The sequence below is a fragment of the Hoylesella buccalis ATCC 35310 genome, assembly GCF_025151385.1.
GTDB lineage: Bacteria > Bacteroidota > Bacteroidia > Bacteroidales > Bacteroidaceae > Prevotella > Prevotella buccalis.
Window position 1 is genome coordinate 375,087 of sequence record NZ_CP102287.1, and the last position, 16,852, is coordinate 391,938.

Annotated in this window: 13 protein-coding genes, 2 tRNA genes and 1 pseudogene; 8 read left to right on the top strand and 8 right to left on the bottom strand. The window is 45.6% G+C overall.

The window, feature by feature from the left end:
- Positions 1 to 69: 69 nt before the first annotated feature.
- Positions 70 to 861, bottom strand: coding sequence for an outer membrane beta-barrel protein (locus NQ518_RS01635; RefSeq protein WP_227961031.1), 792 nt, complete (start codon positions 859 to 861; stop codon positions 70 to 72).
- Positions 862 to 1,018: 157 nt separating this feature from the next.
- Between NQ518_RS01635 and NQ518_RS01640 the strand changes: the two genes are divergently transcribed.
- Together NQ518_RS01640 and NQ518_RS01645 are read left to right on the top strand one after the other, a co-directional pair.
- Entirely contained in the window at positions 1,019 to 1,363 is a 345-nt protein-coding gene (locus NQ518_RS01640; protein WP_227960382.1) for an ISAon1 family transposase N-terminal region protein, read from the top strand.
- 1 nt (position 1,364) lies between these two features.
- Positions 1,365 to 2,347 (top strand): annotated as a pseudogene (locus NQ518_RS01645) (ISAon1 family transposase).
- Between the two features lie 159 nt (positions 2,348 to 2,506).
- Here NQ518_RS01645 and NQ518_RS01650 read toward each other — a convergent pair.
- The 6 genes from NQ518_RS01650 to NQ518_RS01675 all read right to left on the bottom strand — a co-directional run bounded on the left by NQ518_RS01650 (position 2,507) and on the right by NQ518_RS01675 (position 5,789).
- Positions 2,507 to 2,583, bottom strand: a tRNA-Asp gene (locus tag NQ518_RS01650).
- Positions 2,584 to 2,606: 23 nt separating this feature from the next.
- Positions 2,607 to 2,683, bottom strand: a tRNA-Asp gene (locus tag NQ518_RS01655).
- Between the two features lie 98 nt (positions 2,684 to 2,781).
- On the bottom strand, positions 2,782 to 3,507 hold the full coding sequence (locus NQ518_RS01660) for a sulfite exporter TauE/SafE family protein (RefSeq protein WP_227961029.1): 726 nt from the start codon (positions 3,505 to 3,507) through the stop codon (positions 2,782 to 2,784).
- Positions 3,508 to 3,557: 50 nt separating this feature from the next.
- On the bottom strand, positions 3,558 to 3,767 hold the full coding sequence (locus tag NQ518_RS01665) for a lipid-A-disaccharide synthase N-terminal domain-containing protein (RefSeq protein WP_374211146.1): 210 nt from the start codon (positions 3,765 to 3,767) through the stop codon (positions 3,558 to 3,560).
- Positions 3,695 to 4,225, bottom strand: a complete 531-nt coding sequence (locus NQ518_RS01670; protein WP_227205617.1) for an ArnT family glycosyltransferase — start codon at positions 4,223 to 4,225, stop codon at positions 3,695 to 3,697. The genes NQ518_RS01665 and NQ518_RS01670 overlap by 73 nt, the downstream gene beginning before the upstream one ends.
- 625 nt (positions 4,226 to 4,850) lie before the next feature.
- Complete coding sequence (locus tag NQ518_RS01675) at positions 4,851 to 5,789, bottom strand: IS30 family transposase (RefSeq protein ID WP_227208636.1); 939 nt, start codon at positions 5,787 to 5,789, stop codon at positions 4,851 to 4,853.
- Positions 5,790 to 5,998: 209 nt separating this feature from the next.
- Between NQ518_RS01675 and NQ518_RS01680 the strand changes: the two genes are divergently transcribed.
- From NQ518_RS01680 to NQ518_RS01695, 4 genes are read left to right on the top strand one after another with little or no spacing between them, the layout of a single operon-like run.
- Entirely contained in the window at positions 5,999 to 6,154 is a 156-nt protein-coding gene (locus NQ518_RS01680) for a hypothetical protein (RefSeq protein WP_227961027.1), read from the top strand.
- On the top strand, positions 6,135 to 6,932 hold the full coding sequence (locus tag NQ518_RS01685; RefSeq protein WP_227205613.1) for a threonine/serine exporter family protein: 798 nt from the start codon (positions 6,135 to 6,137) through the stop codon (positions 6,930 to 6,932). Before NQ518_RS01680 ends, NQ518_RS01685 begins: the two co-directional genes overlap by 20 nt.
- Positions 6,933 to 6,942: 10 nt before the next feature.
- Positions 6,943 to 7,440, top strand: a complete 498-nt coding sequence (locus NQ518_RS01690; RefSeq protein WP_227205611.1) for a threonine/serine exporter family protein — start codon at positions 6,943 to 6,945, stop codon at positions 7,438 to 7,440.
- Positions 7,441 to 7,471: 31 nt separating this feature from the next.
- A complete protein-coding gene (locus tag NQ518_RS01695) occupies positions 7,472 to 8,380 on the top strand; it encodes a LysR substrate-binding domain-containing protein (protein WP_227961026.1) in 909 nt (302 codons plus the stop codon).
- 126 nt (positions 8,381 to 8,506) lie between these two features.
- On the opposite strand, the gene NQ518_RS01700 is transcribed toward NQ518_RS01695, so the two are convergent.
- Positions 8,507 to 9,022, bottom strand: a complete 516-nt coding sequence (locus NQ518_RS01700) for an Lrp/AsnC family transcriptional regulator (RefSeq protein WP_004350492.1) — start codon at positions 9,020 to 9,022, stop codon at positions 8,507 to 8,509.
- Positions 9,023 to 10,231: 1,209 nt separating this feature from the next.
- Here NQ518_RS01700 and NQ518_RS01705 point away from each other — a divergent pair.
- Positions 10,232 to 10,798, top strand: coding sequence for a DUF4738 domain-containing protein (locus NQ518_RS01705; protein ID WP_309565652.1), 567 nt, complete (start codon positions 10,232 to 10,234; stop codon positions 10,796 to 10,798).
- Positions 10,799 to 11,320: 522 nt separating this feature from the next.
- Complete coding sequence (locus tag NQ518_RS01710) at positions 11,321 to 16,852, top strand: alpha-2-macroglobulin family protein (protein ID WP_227961022.1); 5,532 nt, start codon at positions 11,321 to 11,323, stop codon at positions 16,850 to 16,852.

Sequence of the window (16,852 nt, forward strand, 5' to 3'; positions counted from 1 at the left end):
TTTACAAAGCCATGTGCATAGCATGACAAAGTAATGATGGTTTGTTGCCGAAAGTTAGTCATGCTCGAGTCATCTGTTTTGCGCTTTGCTTTCAATCCACCCCCTGAGCAGCCACAGGACATTGTTGTATGCGCGTTGGCTGATTTTGCGCGTGGGGAAATCCATTTTGACACCGATGGTGAAGGCGGTCTTGAACTTTTCTGCCTCGAAAAGGCTCGGCTGTCCCGTAAAAGGACCGTTGATAAATCGCATATTTGCGCGTTGATGTCCCCCTAAACCAAAGCGGTAGTCCCAGTCGAGGCAGAGCGAAACGGTGCTGAAAAGGTGAATGTCAACGCCCAACTGTGGTATAATACTCAAAGCTGGGCATTGTACATCGTGTTCCATATAAAGGGTTGTTCCGGGGTATGCTTCGGTGACCGCATAATTGCCTTTGCCCTGTGAACGACTAAGGTTGAGGAAATTGGTTTGAAGGGAGGCGCCAACGTGCGGCTGGATGATCCATTTCTTGGGAAAAAAGTAATATTTGGCACCGGCTGTGAGGCCCATTGTATTAATCTTCTTCAGTCCGATTCCACTGGAAAAGCTTGTAATAAGTCCGGCTTGTTCAAAATACAAACCACCAGTCAAGGCCAGTCTTTGATTGAGAAAATAATCACCGTTGAGTGAAAATAGGTTCCCTTCGTTGTCATTGGAAACATAGAAGGGTTGGTTTTCTGGCGAATTGTCTCCTACGGAAGTCTTGCCCATTCCCAGTTGTAATCCCCAGCGTTTCGGGGCGTCGTCATCACTTGCCGCTTTGATCGGTAACGAACAGAAAGCGACCATTGTTAAAATCAAGATGAAATATTGTTTCTTCATTTGTGGAAACTTATTGAAATGAATGTGTGCAAAAGTAAATAAAAAGCGGAAAAGTAAATGTCTGTTTCATCTGCTTTTTGGGGTCAGTCGTAAAACCCAGTTGCAACCCTCTCCCTCTCATGCACATAATTTCATAAGTATTTGTTATCTTTGCATCATGAAGACCGAGCAATTGTTGCGTTGTATCTTTCCAGAGATACTCGCAGATTATTTTGATGTGATAGATATCCAAGAGAGTATTTCCCAGATAGACTTCTGGTTGGATGAGCGTAACTTTATGGAAGAGGTTGACCGCAAGTCCGGCACGGTAAGCAGTTACGGCTTTACCGCCGAACGGGTTGTCCATGACTTTCCCCTTCGTGGCAAGCCCGTTTACCTTCATGTCCGCCGTCGAAAATGGCGTGACAGTTCCACGGGTGAGATATTCAGTTATTCTTACGATGACTTGACAACTGAGGGCAGCAAACTTTCCCCTGAGTTCGTTTCTTTTTTAAAAGAATAGAATTGAGTCTACTGCGGAGAGCATTACAGGTATCGGCTCTCACTATGGCGTAGACGGCAAGCAGCTTTCCACCCAATACAAGGAGCATTTCAGCGATTATCGCCAGTGGGAGCAGTTGTCGCATGCGGGAGACTGGCTGCTGTTTGATGAGAACCTGGGAGAGAGCCTGAGTATCGATGAGACTTGTCTGAGCAGCGGTGAGGTCTATACGTTTCTGACCAACAAGGCTGGCAAAGGTGGCAGGGGTACGCTGGTAGCTGTGGTCAGGGGAACAAAAGCCGAAGATGTGATTCGTGTTCTGGAAAAGATTGACCTTTCCAAAGAAAGACTGTCAAGGAGATAACGCTCGACTTGTCTTCCTCTATGATGATCATTGCGCGCACGGTGTTCCCCAAGGCACTCATCACCAATGACAGGTTTCATGTGCAGAAGCTTTACTATGACGCTTTGGACGACATGCGCATAGCCTACAGGTGGATGGCAAGGGACAGAGAAAATGAGGAGATGAAGGAAGCCAAAGCCAAGAACGAAACCTACAGGCCATTCAGATACAGCAACGGTGACACACGCAAGCAACTGCTTGCCAGGGCGAAGTTTATACTGACTAAACACAAGTCAAAGTGGACAGAATCGCAAAGGCTAAGGGCTGAAATAATCTTTGAAAACTACCCGGAACTCAAAAAAGCCTATGACCTGGCCATGGAACTTACCGATATTTATAATGCCAGAAGCATCAAGGACGCTGCAAGATTGAAACTGGCTAAGTGGTTTAACGAGGTAGAGAAGTTGGGCGTGGATAATTTCTATACGGTAATTGACACCTTTAAGAACCATTATGATACCATACTCAATTTCTTTGTCAACAGAGCCACAAATGCCAATGCTGAATCCTTCAACGCAAAAGTCAAAGCCTTCAGGGCACAGTTCAGGGGAGTAACGGATATTCCTTTCTTCCTTTATAGGCTTATGAAATTATGTGCATGAGGGGGAGAGGGTTGCAACTGGGTTTTACGACTGACCCGCTTTTTGAGCTTTTTAACAGATTTATCACGGGTAGAGGGCAAAAAAAATATCATAACTCCATGGAGCTATGATACTGATGTGTTGTTAAATCCATTCAGACTTAATGTCTAAACTATTTGTTGGCGGTGCGTACGAGACTCGAACTCGTGACCTCCTGCGTGACAGGCAGGCATTCTAACCAACTGAACTAACGCACCAAGTGCATGGAGAAATGATTGGTTGGCGGTGCGTACGAGACTCGAACTCGTGACCTCCTGCGTGACAGGCAGGCATTCTAACCAACTGAACTAACGCACCTCAACTAATGCTGTCATTTCTGTTTGCGGATGCAAAGGTAATGCTTTTAATTGAAAAGTGACAAACAGATGTCAAGAATCATTCATAATTAATATATATTAACACATCGCCGAGATGATGAGGAACAACGATAAAAGTATCATACAGCTGGCTACCACTTTTTGATATTTCTTTTTGTCAACGTTCTTGATGAATCGCATGGCCAGGTAGTTGCCGACAATCATCGCCACGGCAATGCCAAGACCAGCGATGATGATTTGCTCGTTAACCAGATTCAGCTTGCCATAAACCACGATTTTAACAACGTGCATCACCGTTGCTGTTGTGGCTTCACTGGCGATGTACGACACCGGACTTAAATCTAATGTGAGGAACGCCGCACTGCTCAGCGGCCCTGAAATGCTCAACATGCCGTTGATGAATCCCGTGACGCAACCACCCATGACCATGGTTGCCGGATGTTGTGGAAAGTGCAGCTTGCCACGGAGTTTCTGAATGGCAAACAGTATCAAGGCAAAGCCTACGATAATGGTCATGATGTTTTTGGGCGCAATGGAGAAACCGTAAGCACCCAGGGCCGTGAGGGGAATGGATGGCAGCAAAAACCATAGCGTTTTTTTCCATTCAATGCTTTTCCATCCGATGATGGCGCGCGAGGCATTGCTTAGCAGTTGTGCGATGGTACATACGGGAACGGCCACCTCTATGCCGTATACGGAGGTGACGATGGGTAGCAGCAGCATGCCGCCACCAAACCCGATGGAGCTGGAAAGCATGCCAGCCATGAGGCCTACGATACTGAGAAGAATTAAGGATGTGTTCATTGCTTTGATGTTTTGCAAGTAGTTTTGCTGAATGTCAGGTCGCCTTAGTGTTATTGATCACCGCTTTTACGCTGTCTGGATAGAAGGACAATGTTGCGTACATAGGCCACAAATCCGAATGATTGTCCCAGAATCGAGACTGGATTGCGGCGAATGATACCGTATATAACGATGGTGCAACTACCTATCAGACTGATAATCCAAAAGCCGAGCGGGAGGAGGGAGGCATGGCGTCGGTAGGAATAGTACCACTGATAGATAAATTGAAACGAAAAGCCAGCACTATGAACAGCACCATCAGCATGTCCATGCGTACAACCAATGCCGTTGCAGCAAAGTAAGCAGTGGTCATTAGCATCAAGGTGGCCGTCTTTCTATTTTGCTCTGAGAACAGATTGTTTGTCCATGAAAGCATGATGGCGGCAATGCCACAAGCAGGAATAAACGAAAGCAGGCTCAACAAAATCATGTAGTGTCCACCCGATATCCATCGACAAAGCATTACTAACCAAAGATAAAAAAGTGGTTTATCTGCATAAGGCTCTCCATGGAGAGTGAAGGAAATGAAGTTACCCGACCTGATTGCTTCATCGGCAATGATGAGGTACCTACCTTCATTCGCAGGAGTGAAGTCGCGCAAGATGAGAATCGGAAGAAAGGCCAGTATGATGACGACCCATATCTTCTTATCAATGTATGGAGCTTTTGCGTCTAACATGTCATCATGTATATAATATTAGGTAGAAGTGAGATGGCTACTCCATCTATTGTATTTTACAAAAACGGGGTGCATACTGCAATTCAAATGATGTGATACTTCTCATAATGTTTTTGTGTTGAATGATTGATTCATGCTTTAGTATGACAAAGATAATTTATTTTTCAAAGAAAGGCAAATAGATATTTGTCGTTTTTAGAATCGTCATATATATTTCATCACTGAAAGACACATGGTAGGTTCATTTTTTCCCCTTTCTATGGTAAAACCAATAACAGATATTCATAGAACCAAATGCCAAGAGAAAGAAAATCAAATCGTTTTTACTAAATACGTGACAACGTTCCATACAAAACAGAGCAAACACCAATTAGTTTGTTACTCAAGGTGAATCTATGTAACAAACAGCTTGTCATGATGTTATCAAGTATTTGTTTTTCCGCATTATCATTAGCACATCGTTCCTTTGTAGGGTTATTTCAAAGTTTACAAAACAACTTGAAGTCTCAATTTTCATCCATCATCTACCGAATGCTGGTATAGATACAAACCGTAACAGAAACGTAAAATCGGGTGTTTATCCTCCTACCTTTGCAGCGTGTAGAGTCAACCAGCAAGTGCAAAATTACAAAACGTGTTTGAAGAATTCTCGTTTTGGTGTAGAAAAGTTTAATTTTTCTCTCGGTCTTTCGTTCAATTTCTTTTGTATCGACATAATTCTCTTGTCTGTGTAATGTTCAAACGAATCCTTTTTCGGTATATATTGTCTGATCAGCTTATTTGTATTCTCAATAGCTCCCTTCTGCCATGAGCAATATGGATCAGCGAAGTACACGGGCACGCCTAAGAACTTGGTAATGTCCTTATGTGCCGCAAATTCAGGCCCGTTGTCTGTTGTAATGGTCTTCAGACAATCCTTGTATGGCAGCAGCAGTTTCCTGACCACCTTTGCCAGGGGCTTTGACTGCTTCCCGAATGGCAGTTTCTGCATGAGCAGCATATTGGTGGACTTCTCCACCAGCGTGAGTATGGCGTGCTGGGCAGGGTCTACGATCAAGTCCATCTCAAAATCCCCGAATCTCTTCCCGTCAACTTCCTTGCTTCTTTCATGGATGCTCACCCTGTCCTTGATTGGAAGATGTCTGCCCTTGGGACGATGCCTGTATTTCATCTTATGCCTTGTGTGCCTGGCAAGTTCCCCTGTCGTGTCATTGTGGATGATGTTATAGATGGACTGGTGGGACACCTTTATCCCCTCGTTCTTGCGCAGATAACCAGATATTTGTCTTGGAGACCACTGGTCATTGATGATATATTCCTTGATTCTCCAGACCAATTCGTCGGAGAGTTTGGAGTTCTTTACCGTTCTATTTCTGCGCTGCATAGCCATGTCGTGCGCCTTTGTCCAGATATACTTTCCTGATGGCGTGCTGTTGTTCTTTAGCTCACGACTGATCGTAGCTTCACTCGTACCCACAATGAGGGCAATTTCTTTTCTCTTTATTTTCTTTTGGAGTAAGGCGAAAATTTGCGACCTTTGCTCCGAGGTTAATTGATGATACATATACAATACAAAGTTAATTAATCTTTGGGAGACTGCGGTCTCCCTTTTGCTTTTTTTGTATTGCTGATTGTGCTCTTCGGGGGCTTCGCGCCCCCGGCCGCATGGCAACCTCCGCGGTGTTTTTCATGTTTTTTGTACAATCCAAACACCAACAATTTTTGCACTTCGATTTTGAATCTTTAGCGTAAAACTTTAACAAGATAGTAATTATGGACAATCAAATCATTATTTGGAGTAGTGTTATTTTAATGTTAGGTGTCATCTTCATCATGCGTGAAGCTGTTAAAATGAGAAGGCACACCAAAGGACATAAATTATTTGAGCTTTCAGATGAATTCGATATCTATGACTGGGACGAAGAATAATCAATTGCAAGTGGCTGACCAAACCAAGTCAATATGCCTGTTTCTGGCCGACTATGCCTCATGGCTTTATGGCTGTGGAGCGACCTGCACACGGATAAAGAAGAACGTTGACCGCATGGCCAAGGTGTGGAAGCTAAACATAGAAATGACTATTTTGCCCGGTAGTATCCATCTGGCACACTTTGATCCGGAAACGGGACAATCAAGCGTGTACTTCAAGAAAACGCCGAGCACAGGTATCAGCTTTTACAAAAACACCCAACTGAGCAAACTCAGTTGGGCCGTTTCTGACGGTCATATTCAGTTTGAGGAGGCTCAGACAGAGTTTGCCCGCATCATTTCTGCGCCGTTTACCAACAAGTGTGTGGTGTTGTTCCTTGCTTCACTTGCAAATATGTCATTCTGCCGCTTGTTCGGTGGCGATTTGTTGGCCATGGTCATCGTCTTCGTGGCTACGCTGTTGGGCTTCCGATTGAAGCAGGTGTTGTTGGAAGAACATGTGGATGTCAAACTGGTTTTCATGGTTTGTGCTTTCTTTTCTGCCGTTATCGGTACGGCGGGATATGTCTTCGGACTGGGTGACAAGCCCGATGTGGCATTGGGTACCAGTGTTTTGTACCTCATACCAGGCATCCCGTATATCAACAGTCTTAGCGATCTTATACAAGGTCAGTATCTTGTGTCTTTCAGCAGATTCATGAATTCCATGATCCTTACGTTCTGCCTCTCTGTTGGATTGGCTGGTGGCATACTGCTGATGAATCTCAAAATGTTTTAATCGTATAGTTATGGCATTCTTTTTATGCGTTTTAGAAGACGCATTTTTTGGTGCTCTGGCAGGCATAGGATTTGCCAGTATCAGCAACCCACCGCACAATGCGTATCCTTATTGCGCCCTCATCTCAGCCGTAGGCCATGGCGTGAGATATTTCTTGATGAACAACGCCTATCACCCAGAGAGCCTTATCGTAGCCAGTTTCGTGGCCTCTTTGGTCATTGGCTTCATGGCAGTGGCACTGGCCAGAATGGCTAAGTGTCCACCTGAGACTTTCTCTTTCCCATCTCTCTTGCCGATGATTCCTGGTATGTATGCCTATCGAACTGTCGAGGCTTTGGTTATGTGTTTGTTTACACAGGATGAAGATTTATTCAATCATTATTTGTATCTTTGTACATCAAACGGATTCACTTGCGCTTTTGACATTTTAGGAATGGTGTTGGGTGCCACATTGCCCATCTTCTTCCTCAACAAGATATCCTATCGCGCTACACGTAACGTAGATTGAATATGATGTAACCAACTGAATGAGGTAAACTATGGAACTGAGACAAATAAGATACTTTCTCAAGGTGGCCGAATTGTTGAATTTCTCTGAGGCATCAAAGGCGCTGTTCATCACACAGAGCACCCTCTCTCAACAGATACGCCAGCTTGAGAACGAATTCGACACCATCTTGTTTGAGCGAAACAGTCACGAGGTTTCGCTCACCGAAGCCGGTAAACAATTCATGCGATATGCCCGAAAAGTGATGATTGATGTCGATGATTGCACGCAGAAGATGGACGACCTGAAGAACATGCTGACGGGCGAATTGAACATCGGCGTTACGTTCACGTTCAGTCCTTTGCTTACCGAGACCGTTCTCGAATTCATGAAACTGTACCCACATGTGCGCCTCAATGTTTTTTATAAAACCATGAGTGAGCTGATGGACATGCTGCAACGGCGGGAAGTTGACTTTGTGCTGGCTTTCAAACCTACCGACAGAAACGATAAGATAGAGAGCCACGTGCTCTTCAACAACCATCTGTCCGTAGTGGTCAGTGAGCAACATTCATTGGCAAAGCGGAAGTCGTTGACCTTAGACGATTTGGCTCCGTACGATGCTGCCATGCCGGCACGCGGTTTACAGGCTCGCAACTCGTTCGATGATATGATTCATAGTGAAAACAGCAAGCTCAAAATACGCGTTGAACTCAACGACGTGAGCATCTTGCTGAAGCTGATTAAACAGAGCAAGCTCATCACGATATTAGCCGACGCCACCATTCATGATGAAGATGGCCTGGTTGCCATCCCGCTCGAAATGACAGGCAACGATATGGAGGGATGCATTCATCTGCTCAAACAAGCCTATGTCAAAAATTCTGCACGCGAGTTTTATCGGCTGCTCAGTCAGTCAAGAGCCATTCTCAAATATTCCTCTTTGGCCAAATTGCTCTAAGTTTCTTCGTTCAAGAAGAGTAGAAACTGCGTCTGCAGCTACCCAGCAAATCGGGTGGAAGTTAAATACTCAAAAATGTATTTATCTTCCACCCGTTATATTTGGTGTCGTTTCTTTCTCGTAAAACTACGGCTCTGGATCTGCCTCTTCATCAACCATCTCGCTGCGTTCTTCTATCTTCATCTGAGCAACGGGCAATTGGCGATCGATTACGGTGCGGAACGAAATCATGGTTTCGCTTCCCGACAGTCCCAGGGGTTGCAATTTATCATAGATAATGCTCATCAGGTGATGATTGTTTGTGGCATATAGCTTGATGAACAAATCATAATCACCCGTTGGGCAATGGCATTCTACCACCTCCGGAATCTTCTTCAATTCGTCGGCCACTCGGTCAAAATCACTGGGATCTTTCAAGTGCAGACCAACGAAAGCGCAGGTTTCGTAGCCAATCTTCTCTGGATCGAATATGAATCCCGAACCCTTAATCACCCCCAAATTTATCAATTTTTGCACGCGCTGATGGATGGCTGCTCCGCTAACGTTGCATGCGCGGGCAATCTCCAGAAATGGAGTACGGGCATCCTCAGCAATCATCGTGAGAATCTTCTTATCTAATGCGTCAAGATTATGGTGTCCCATTTTTTACTTTTATATATTTTAATTTTATAATACCGTGCAAATATACTACAAAGTGTTGTTTTCCACAACGATTTAAGTATTTTTTGTAATCAATGTTCATTTGGTGGTAATTTATATTGACAATCATCTTTCTTCTCCTTGGCTTATTTACAAACGAACTTGCTGCTGACCGAAAATTCGCCGAAAATGAGCGATGTTGATAAGACGTTGATATACAATATTCTACCGTCTTCATGCGTCGTTTCTCCTCGGTGGTTCATGTTGATTTCAGCCAAAGTCATTGCTTTTCAATGCTAATTTGCATGCTTTAACGCTGTAATGTCATGTTAGTAGAGGTGCAAACTGATGAATCTTGCCGTGTCATCTCATTGTTTTTGCTGGAACAACTGCTTTTTTCTCACCGAATCATCACTTGTTTGCTCCCTGTTTGCCTATCAATTTTTTCTAGATTGAAACTTTTGAAGAGCCGTTTTTGGGGCATTATTTGGGTAAAATAATGTACAAATCGTGTCGTTCGTGGCACGCTCACTCTTTGTTCAACGACAAATTATTGAGATGGAAAGATACGGTCGTTCTGACCATTACCCCCCCATTTCAATTCATTTTTTTTATTGATAGGATTAAACCTTTTTATCATACTCTCGTCATAACATAAAATCGACACAGTAATTTAACTAGACTTTAACTAATTGAATGCGCTTGATTTTAGCCATTTTAATGGCAGTCTGGGGTTTAGAGGTTGACAACGCATCTAAAAGCATGACTAAGAAGTCACTATGCAGCAAGACGATAGCCGTGGAGCAGGTGACCTACCCAATCGGGAAGACATCTCTATATTGCCAGATATCACCTGCTATAGATGGAGGAAATTTCCTAACCATAATCAACTAAATGATTAGTTGCGCATAACAGTAGATAAATACAAGAACTGAACTTTTATATATTTAAATGAGATTCTATAGGAATTAGTTTGTAAGATCAGGATGATATGGAGCGTCCCCTAAGTGATTAGCGGGCGCTTTTCTTTTTTTTGTCTAGTTTGTGTGCAATGATTTTTTTTGTCATTTTTTATTTGTACCTTTGCAAATGATGGACGGTTCTGGTTTTCTTCCTGATGATGGGGGTGAAGCACAACACGCCACAAGTAAGTTATAAGATAGGAAACATTATATATAGAATCAACTCATGCGATTGTATTTACGTTTATTTTTGATTATAGTTGTAGGTTGTGGTATCGTTTCTTGTTCTGAAAAGAAACAAGACAAGACAATCATCACGCAGAAGCCAAAGCCTGTCAAGAAGAAGGCCACGCAATCTATGAGCGACTACGAGCAGTCGATTCCTGTTGAATGGGTAGGCTCGGTGTATCATGTAAATGTATCAAGGCAAGCTGACTCTTCGCTACCGTTAGCGGATGACGGGGCAGGCAACAAATATTATGATAATAAGATAAAACTGAGTATCGTTCGAAAAGACCAAAGCGAATTCTATGGTAGGACGTTTACGAAAGCTGATTTTGTAAACTATGTTGATGAACTTTATCGTAAAAACAGCGCATTGTTAGGTATTGTTTTTGATAAAGTTGAAGGCAACAACCTCATTTTTGCAGTGAGTATCGGATCGCCCGACAAAATGAGTGACGAGTATGTTCCTTTGGTTATGAAGATATCAAACCTTGGTGCTGTATCCATCCAGAAAGATACCCTGTTGGATACCGGTAACACGGAGGGTGAGGAATCGGAAGCAGATATGGAAGAGGAAGATGATGGTGTGTAGGGTAGACCATCATTTGGCAGCTTCGTCTTGGCGCTTCTCCTCTTTGTTTCTAGTGCCATCATGCCACACCCCACGGCATTTCTTCATGAGGGTTAGGTGATTGTATTGTTTGGTGTGACTTATCTTTTTACATCTTTTCTGTTTATTCGCTAATCGGCATCCATTTTTTAGCTAGCACTTAAATCGTCATAAAGAATGATAATTCTTGTGGCTATTATTCGATTTTTGTTATCTTTGCATAAGATAGGCAGCGCCTTAGCAAAGTAAACAAGCTTTCTTTGCATTCGACTTGCACTATCTTTGCATAAAACAGGCTACACCTCAGCAATTCAAACGTAGTTTGACTGCTTTCGGTTTGCGCTGTTTTTGCATAAGATAGGCTGCGCCTTAACAAAGTAAGTAAACTTCCTTTGCCTTCGGCTTGCACTATCTTTGCAAATAACGAACGGTGTGTGTTTTGGTAGAATATAGTTCTGTCATCTGCATGCTTCCTAAGTCTTTTATAAAAACAAGGGTTAAGGTATGAAAAAAATCATAATGATGTTGATAGCTTCTTTACTGATGCTGCCGTCTCACCTGATGGCAGACAGTTATACTGTACTTTGGAAGCAGTATGAGCGAGCACAACAGAAGGATCTACCTAAGACGTCCATGAATGTGCTGAAGAAGATTATAACCAAGGCACAGGCCGATAAACGATACGGCCATCTCTTGAAAGCTGAATTGCTACACGGCTCCCTCGCTAGTCAAGTGTCGCCCGATTCATTGACCATAGAAGTGGAAAGGCTAGTCGCCAGCATGCAGAAGGCCGAGAAGCAGGATCCGGTCTTAGCTGCTGTTTATCAATCGTCGTTAGGTCGTCGCTATCGGGAGAATGAGCGATTGTCGGACAATAGTAAGGAGTTGAGTGAGGAGTATTACCGCAAATCCTTGTCGCATCCCGACTTGTTGGCTGCTCATAAGGCCTCGGAGTATGTGCCCATGGTGATAGAAGGCATCGACAGTAAGATTTTCGGCAACGATCTCTTGCATGTATTGGGCATGGAGGCTGAGGCTTATGGGATGCTGCACGATTATTATCAAAAACAAAACAACCGTCCTGCTGCGTGCATCACGGCCTTGCTGCGCGTGCGACAAGATAGAGATGGGGACGTGATGCAGGTGAGGAAGTCGAAATATCTGCTGACCATCGATTCATTGATTGACCACTATAAAGATCTTCCTGTGGCAGGTGAACTGGCCATTGAGCGCTATCGTTTTATGGAACAGGCTGACGATGCTTCTGCCGAAAGCAAGATGAACTACATAAATTATGCACTAACCCAATGGGGAGCGTGGCCTCGCATGAACATTCTTCGCAATGCCCAGGCACGGTTAACGTTGCCAATGTTCCATCTTTCACTGGGTGAAAGCGTCCAGATTCCTAACAAGGAGCGACAGGTGGTCATCATGCAAATCTGTAATATCGATCAGTTGGACATGTCGGTGTGGCGCCTCAATCTGAAAGGCGATACTTCATTTGATCCCAATGACTCGCGTGACTATGCAAGAATCAAGTCGCATCTTGTATCTAAAACACCCGTGTACACAGCCTCAAAGCGATACGTTGGTTTGCCAGACTATCAGGTCATGCGCGACACGATGACCATCAAAGGCTTGCCAGTTGGCGTGTATCTCGTAGAGATGACCACCACCAATAAATCCATCAAGCCACAGCGAGCCTTGTTACGGGTCAGCGATATGTATCTCATGTCACAGAAACTGCCCAACAACAGGGTACGATTGGTTGTTGTGAGTGCAACCACAGGACAGCCATTGCCGAACGCTAAGATCAGAATCACAAACGGTAACAATTATGACAACAAGCGACATTCCCAAACCTTGACCTGCAATGCGCAAGGAGAGGTGGTGCACCAAATGGGTAGGTCGTCCTATCAATCCATTTATCCTTATACAGATGAGGACCAAGCTTGTGCGGAAACTTATTTCAATGCGTATGGACAATTCCCAAAAGACCGAGTCCCAGTTCGTCCGCAGGTTGAGCTTTATACGGATCGAAGCATCTATCGTCCTGGACAGACTGTGCATGCCGCAGCCATTGTTTACCGAAGGGTGGATGATGAACGTACCGAGGCAGTTGCCCATCAGGCCATGACCTTGACGTTGCGTGATGCCAATTATAAGGTTGTAGCCACCAAAGAGGTGGTTACAGACGACTTTGGAACGGCGTCAACCGACTTTGTTTTGCCATCCTCTGGACTTACTGGCATGTTCTCATTGCGCACAAACTTTGGCAACAGCGGTTACGAATCTTTCTCGGTTGAAGAATATAAACGTCCTACTTTCCAGGTTTCTTTCGATGACGTGAAAGAGAAATATCAGGCGGGTGACACCGTGAATGTGGTTGGACATGTAAAGAGTTTCGCTGGTGTTCCTGTCCAATCAGCCAAAGTTAGTTATACGGTTGTGCGCAAACCTGCCATGTGGTGGTTCTATCGTATGAATAAAGATCGGGAGGTTATGGTCGCCAAAGACACCTTGGTGACTGACGGTGACGGACGCTTCACGGTTCCTGTGCCGATGGAGATGCCCGATGATTACAGCCATCACGTTGCACGTTACTATTCGTTCGAGGTTCATGTCGATGTCACTGACGCTGGCGGAGAGAGCCATTCGGCTGCAACTCGGCTACCATTGAGCGACAAACCAACCTTGCTCACCTGTAACTTGCCGGCTCAAAGTTTGCGAGACAGCATCCAGCCTGTGACCTTCAGGTACATCAATAACGCTGGTCAGCCTGTCGATGGACAAGTAAATTATACGATAGATGGGCATGCTTATTCAGCAAAAACCAATGAGCCGACCGTTCAGGGATTGAAGAATCTGTCTTCGGGCGAGCATCATTTAGTTGCCATTTGCGGCAACGATACGCTTGACCAGAAGTTTGTTATTTTCTCTCTTGATGACAAGAAACCTGTTGTCAAGACCTCCGATTTCTTTTATGTCACATCAGACACATTCCCACACAAGGGCAAACCGGTGTATCTGTTGTTTGGTTCGTCTGACAGGCAGGTGCATGTAGTGTACACGATGATTGCTGGCGACCGTGTCATAGATAGTGGAACCCTTGAAATCAACAACCAACTGATTAAGAAGAAGCTGACTTATCTGCCCCAATATGACAAGGGATTGCTTGTCAACTACGCATGGGTGAAGAATGGTAAGCTATACAGTCATCGTCAGATGATACAAAAACCGCAGCCCGACAAGCGGTTGATGGTCACATGGAAGACTTTCCGCAATCGCCTCACCCCAGGGCAAAAGGAAGAGTGGTCGTTGCAAATTACCAAGCCAGATGGCTCGCCAGCGCAGGCTCAGTTGATGGCTGTGTTGTTCGACCAGACGCTCAATGAAATCAGAAAACACGATTGGAAGCTCAATACCACTTACCATCCAGCTTTGCCTTTCACCCAATGGAGCGGGTTAAACTTTGCTGAAGCTGTTCTCTATGGTGATGCTCCCATCGCGTCTCTTCGTGAACGGAATCTTGATTTCAGTCGTTTTGACAATGTGTTTACAAGTTTCGGCCAGAGAGATGAGGTGTTCCTCGTAGGCTATGCCCCTGATATCAGGCTGTATGGAAGCCGTGCGATGAAGGCCATGCCTATGTCTGCGACGGCCAAGCAGTCAGGTGCCATGGTGCTGAAATCGACAGCTGGAGGGGGCAATGCAAGGGAAGAATTTGCTGATGACACCGCTTCGCCAGCTTTGGCAGAGGCATCTCAGCCCCAACAACCAGCCTCACGAATGAGCGTTCGTGAGAACTTGAGCGAGACAGCCTTCTTCTTTCCGGCCTTGTTGTCTGACGACAAAGGCAACGTGAGCCTGCGATTCATCTTGCCAGAGAGTGTCACTACATGGCAGTTCATGGGCCTTGCGCACGACAAGGCGATGCGTCATGGTATGCTCAAGGACGAGGTTGTGGCGCAAAAGACCGTCATGGTGCAGCCCAATATGCCGCGTTTTGTGCGTATGGGCGACCATGCCACGCTGTCGACGCGCATCATCAGTACCTCTAAGCGAGTGGTTGAAGGCACCGTGCAACTGGAGTTGCTCAACCCGGAGACCGAAGGTGTGGTGTTTAGTAAACAGCAGTCCTGCCGTCTTCAGCCCGACACAACCGTATCGGTAGCCTTCGATTTCGACGTAACTCGTCTGCTCGCCACCCATCCGCAGCTGTCGTTGCTCATCGCACGGGTCATGGTAAGCGGGAAGGGATACAGCGATGGCGAGCAACACTACCTGCCCATTCTGCCCGCGAAGGAATGGGTGACCACCACCGTACCCTTCACGCAGCATGCCCCCGGCACCAAGATGATTGACCTGAAACAGCTCTTCCCCGTGGATGATGCTGCCAATCGGCTGACCATCGAATACACCAATAACCCAGCATGGCTCATGGTTCAGGCACTGCCCTCGATGGGAACGCCCGACGCCGACAATGCCATCAGTCTGGCAGCAGCCTACTATGCCAACAGCATTGGGCGTTATCTGTTGAACGAGGCACCGCAACTGAAGTCGACCATTAGCCTGTGGAAGCAGGAAAAGGGTGGCGAGACCTCGCTCATGAGTAGTCTGGAGAAGAACCAATCACTCAAAACAATGGTACTTGAAGAAACGCCTTGGGTGGCCGATGCAAACAAAGAGAGCGAGCAGAAGCAGCAACTGGTCACTTTCTTTGACCCAAACTCGATGGACTACCGATTGAACTCCGCCCTCGACAAGCTGTCAAAACTACAAAATCCCGATGGCTCTTTCAGCTGGTGGAAGGGCATGTCGGGCAGTCGATACATGACAACAGCCGTTGTCAAGATGTTGGTTCGGTTGAATGTGCTCATTGGTAAGCAGCAGGTAACTACGTCAATCATTCGGCAGGCTCTTGCATACTTGGACAAGAAAGCAGCCGAAGAGGTGGCTCAATTGAAAGAATTGAAAGCAAAAGGAAACAAGAATCTGGCTCCCAGCGAGGCGGCTTGCGACTATTTGTACATCCATGCGTTGGCAGAAAGACCATGGACCTCCACCGTTAAATACCTTGTTGACTTGCTCGCCAAGAAGCCTTCGGCATTGACAATCTATGGAAAAGCCAATTCTGCGATTATCCTTTCACAGTATGGTAAACACGAATTGGCCAAGGAATATCTGCAAAGTATCAACGAATATAGTGTTTACAAAGAGGAAATGGGACGCTATTTCGATACGCCGCGTGCCCAGTACACCTGGTGCGACTATCGCATACCCTCGCAGGTGGCAGCCATTGAGGCCACAAAACGTCTGCGTCCTGGCGACCCCAGCATTGAGGAAATGCAACGCTGGCTGCTGCAATCCAAGCGCACACAGGCTTGGGATACGCCCATTAACAGCGTGAATGCGGTGTTTGCCTTCTTGCATGGAGCCACCGAAAAGCTCACCCAGTCATCCCAAGATGCCGTTATCAAGATAGACAACCAGCCTGTTGACCTGCCTAAGGCCACCGCAGGTCTGGGTTATGTCAAGGTGTCGAAGCCGGGCAAGGATGTGCGAACGCTTGCTGTGAGCAAGACTTCAGCCGGTACATCATGGGGAGCTGTGTACGCACAGTTCATGCAGAAATCTACCGAAGTGGCCAGTCAGTCGTCTGGAATTAAGGTAACTCGTACCTTATTATATAATGGTAAGCCTGCAACGAATCTGAAAGTGGGCGACAGGGTGACCGTGAGAATTGAGATAGAGGCCGACCGCGACTACGACTTCGTGCAGCTACAGGATAAGCGTGCGGCATGTCTTGAACCGATAGGTCAGTTGAGTGGCTATCATCAAGGCTACTACTGTGCGCCCAAAGACAATGCCACCAACTATTATTTCGACCGCCTTGGCAAAGGAAAACATCGCATAGAAACCGACTATTACATAGACAGAGCCGGAACCTACCAAACGGGCATTTGCACCATTCAGTGTGCTTACAGTCCGGAGTACAATGGTAGGGAGGCTGCAAAAACATTGAATATACAATAA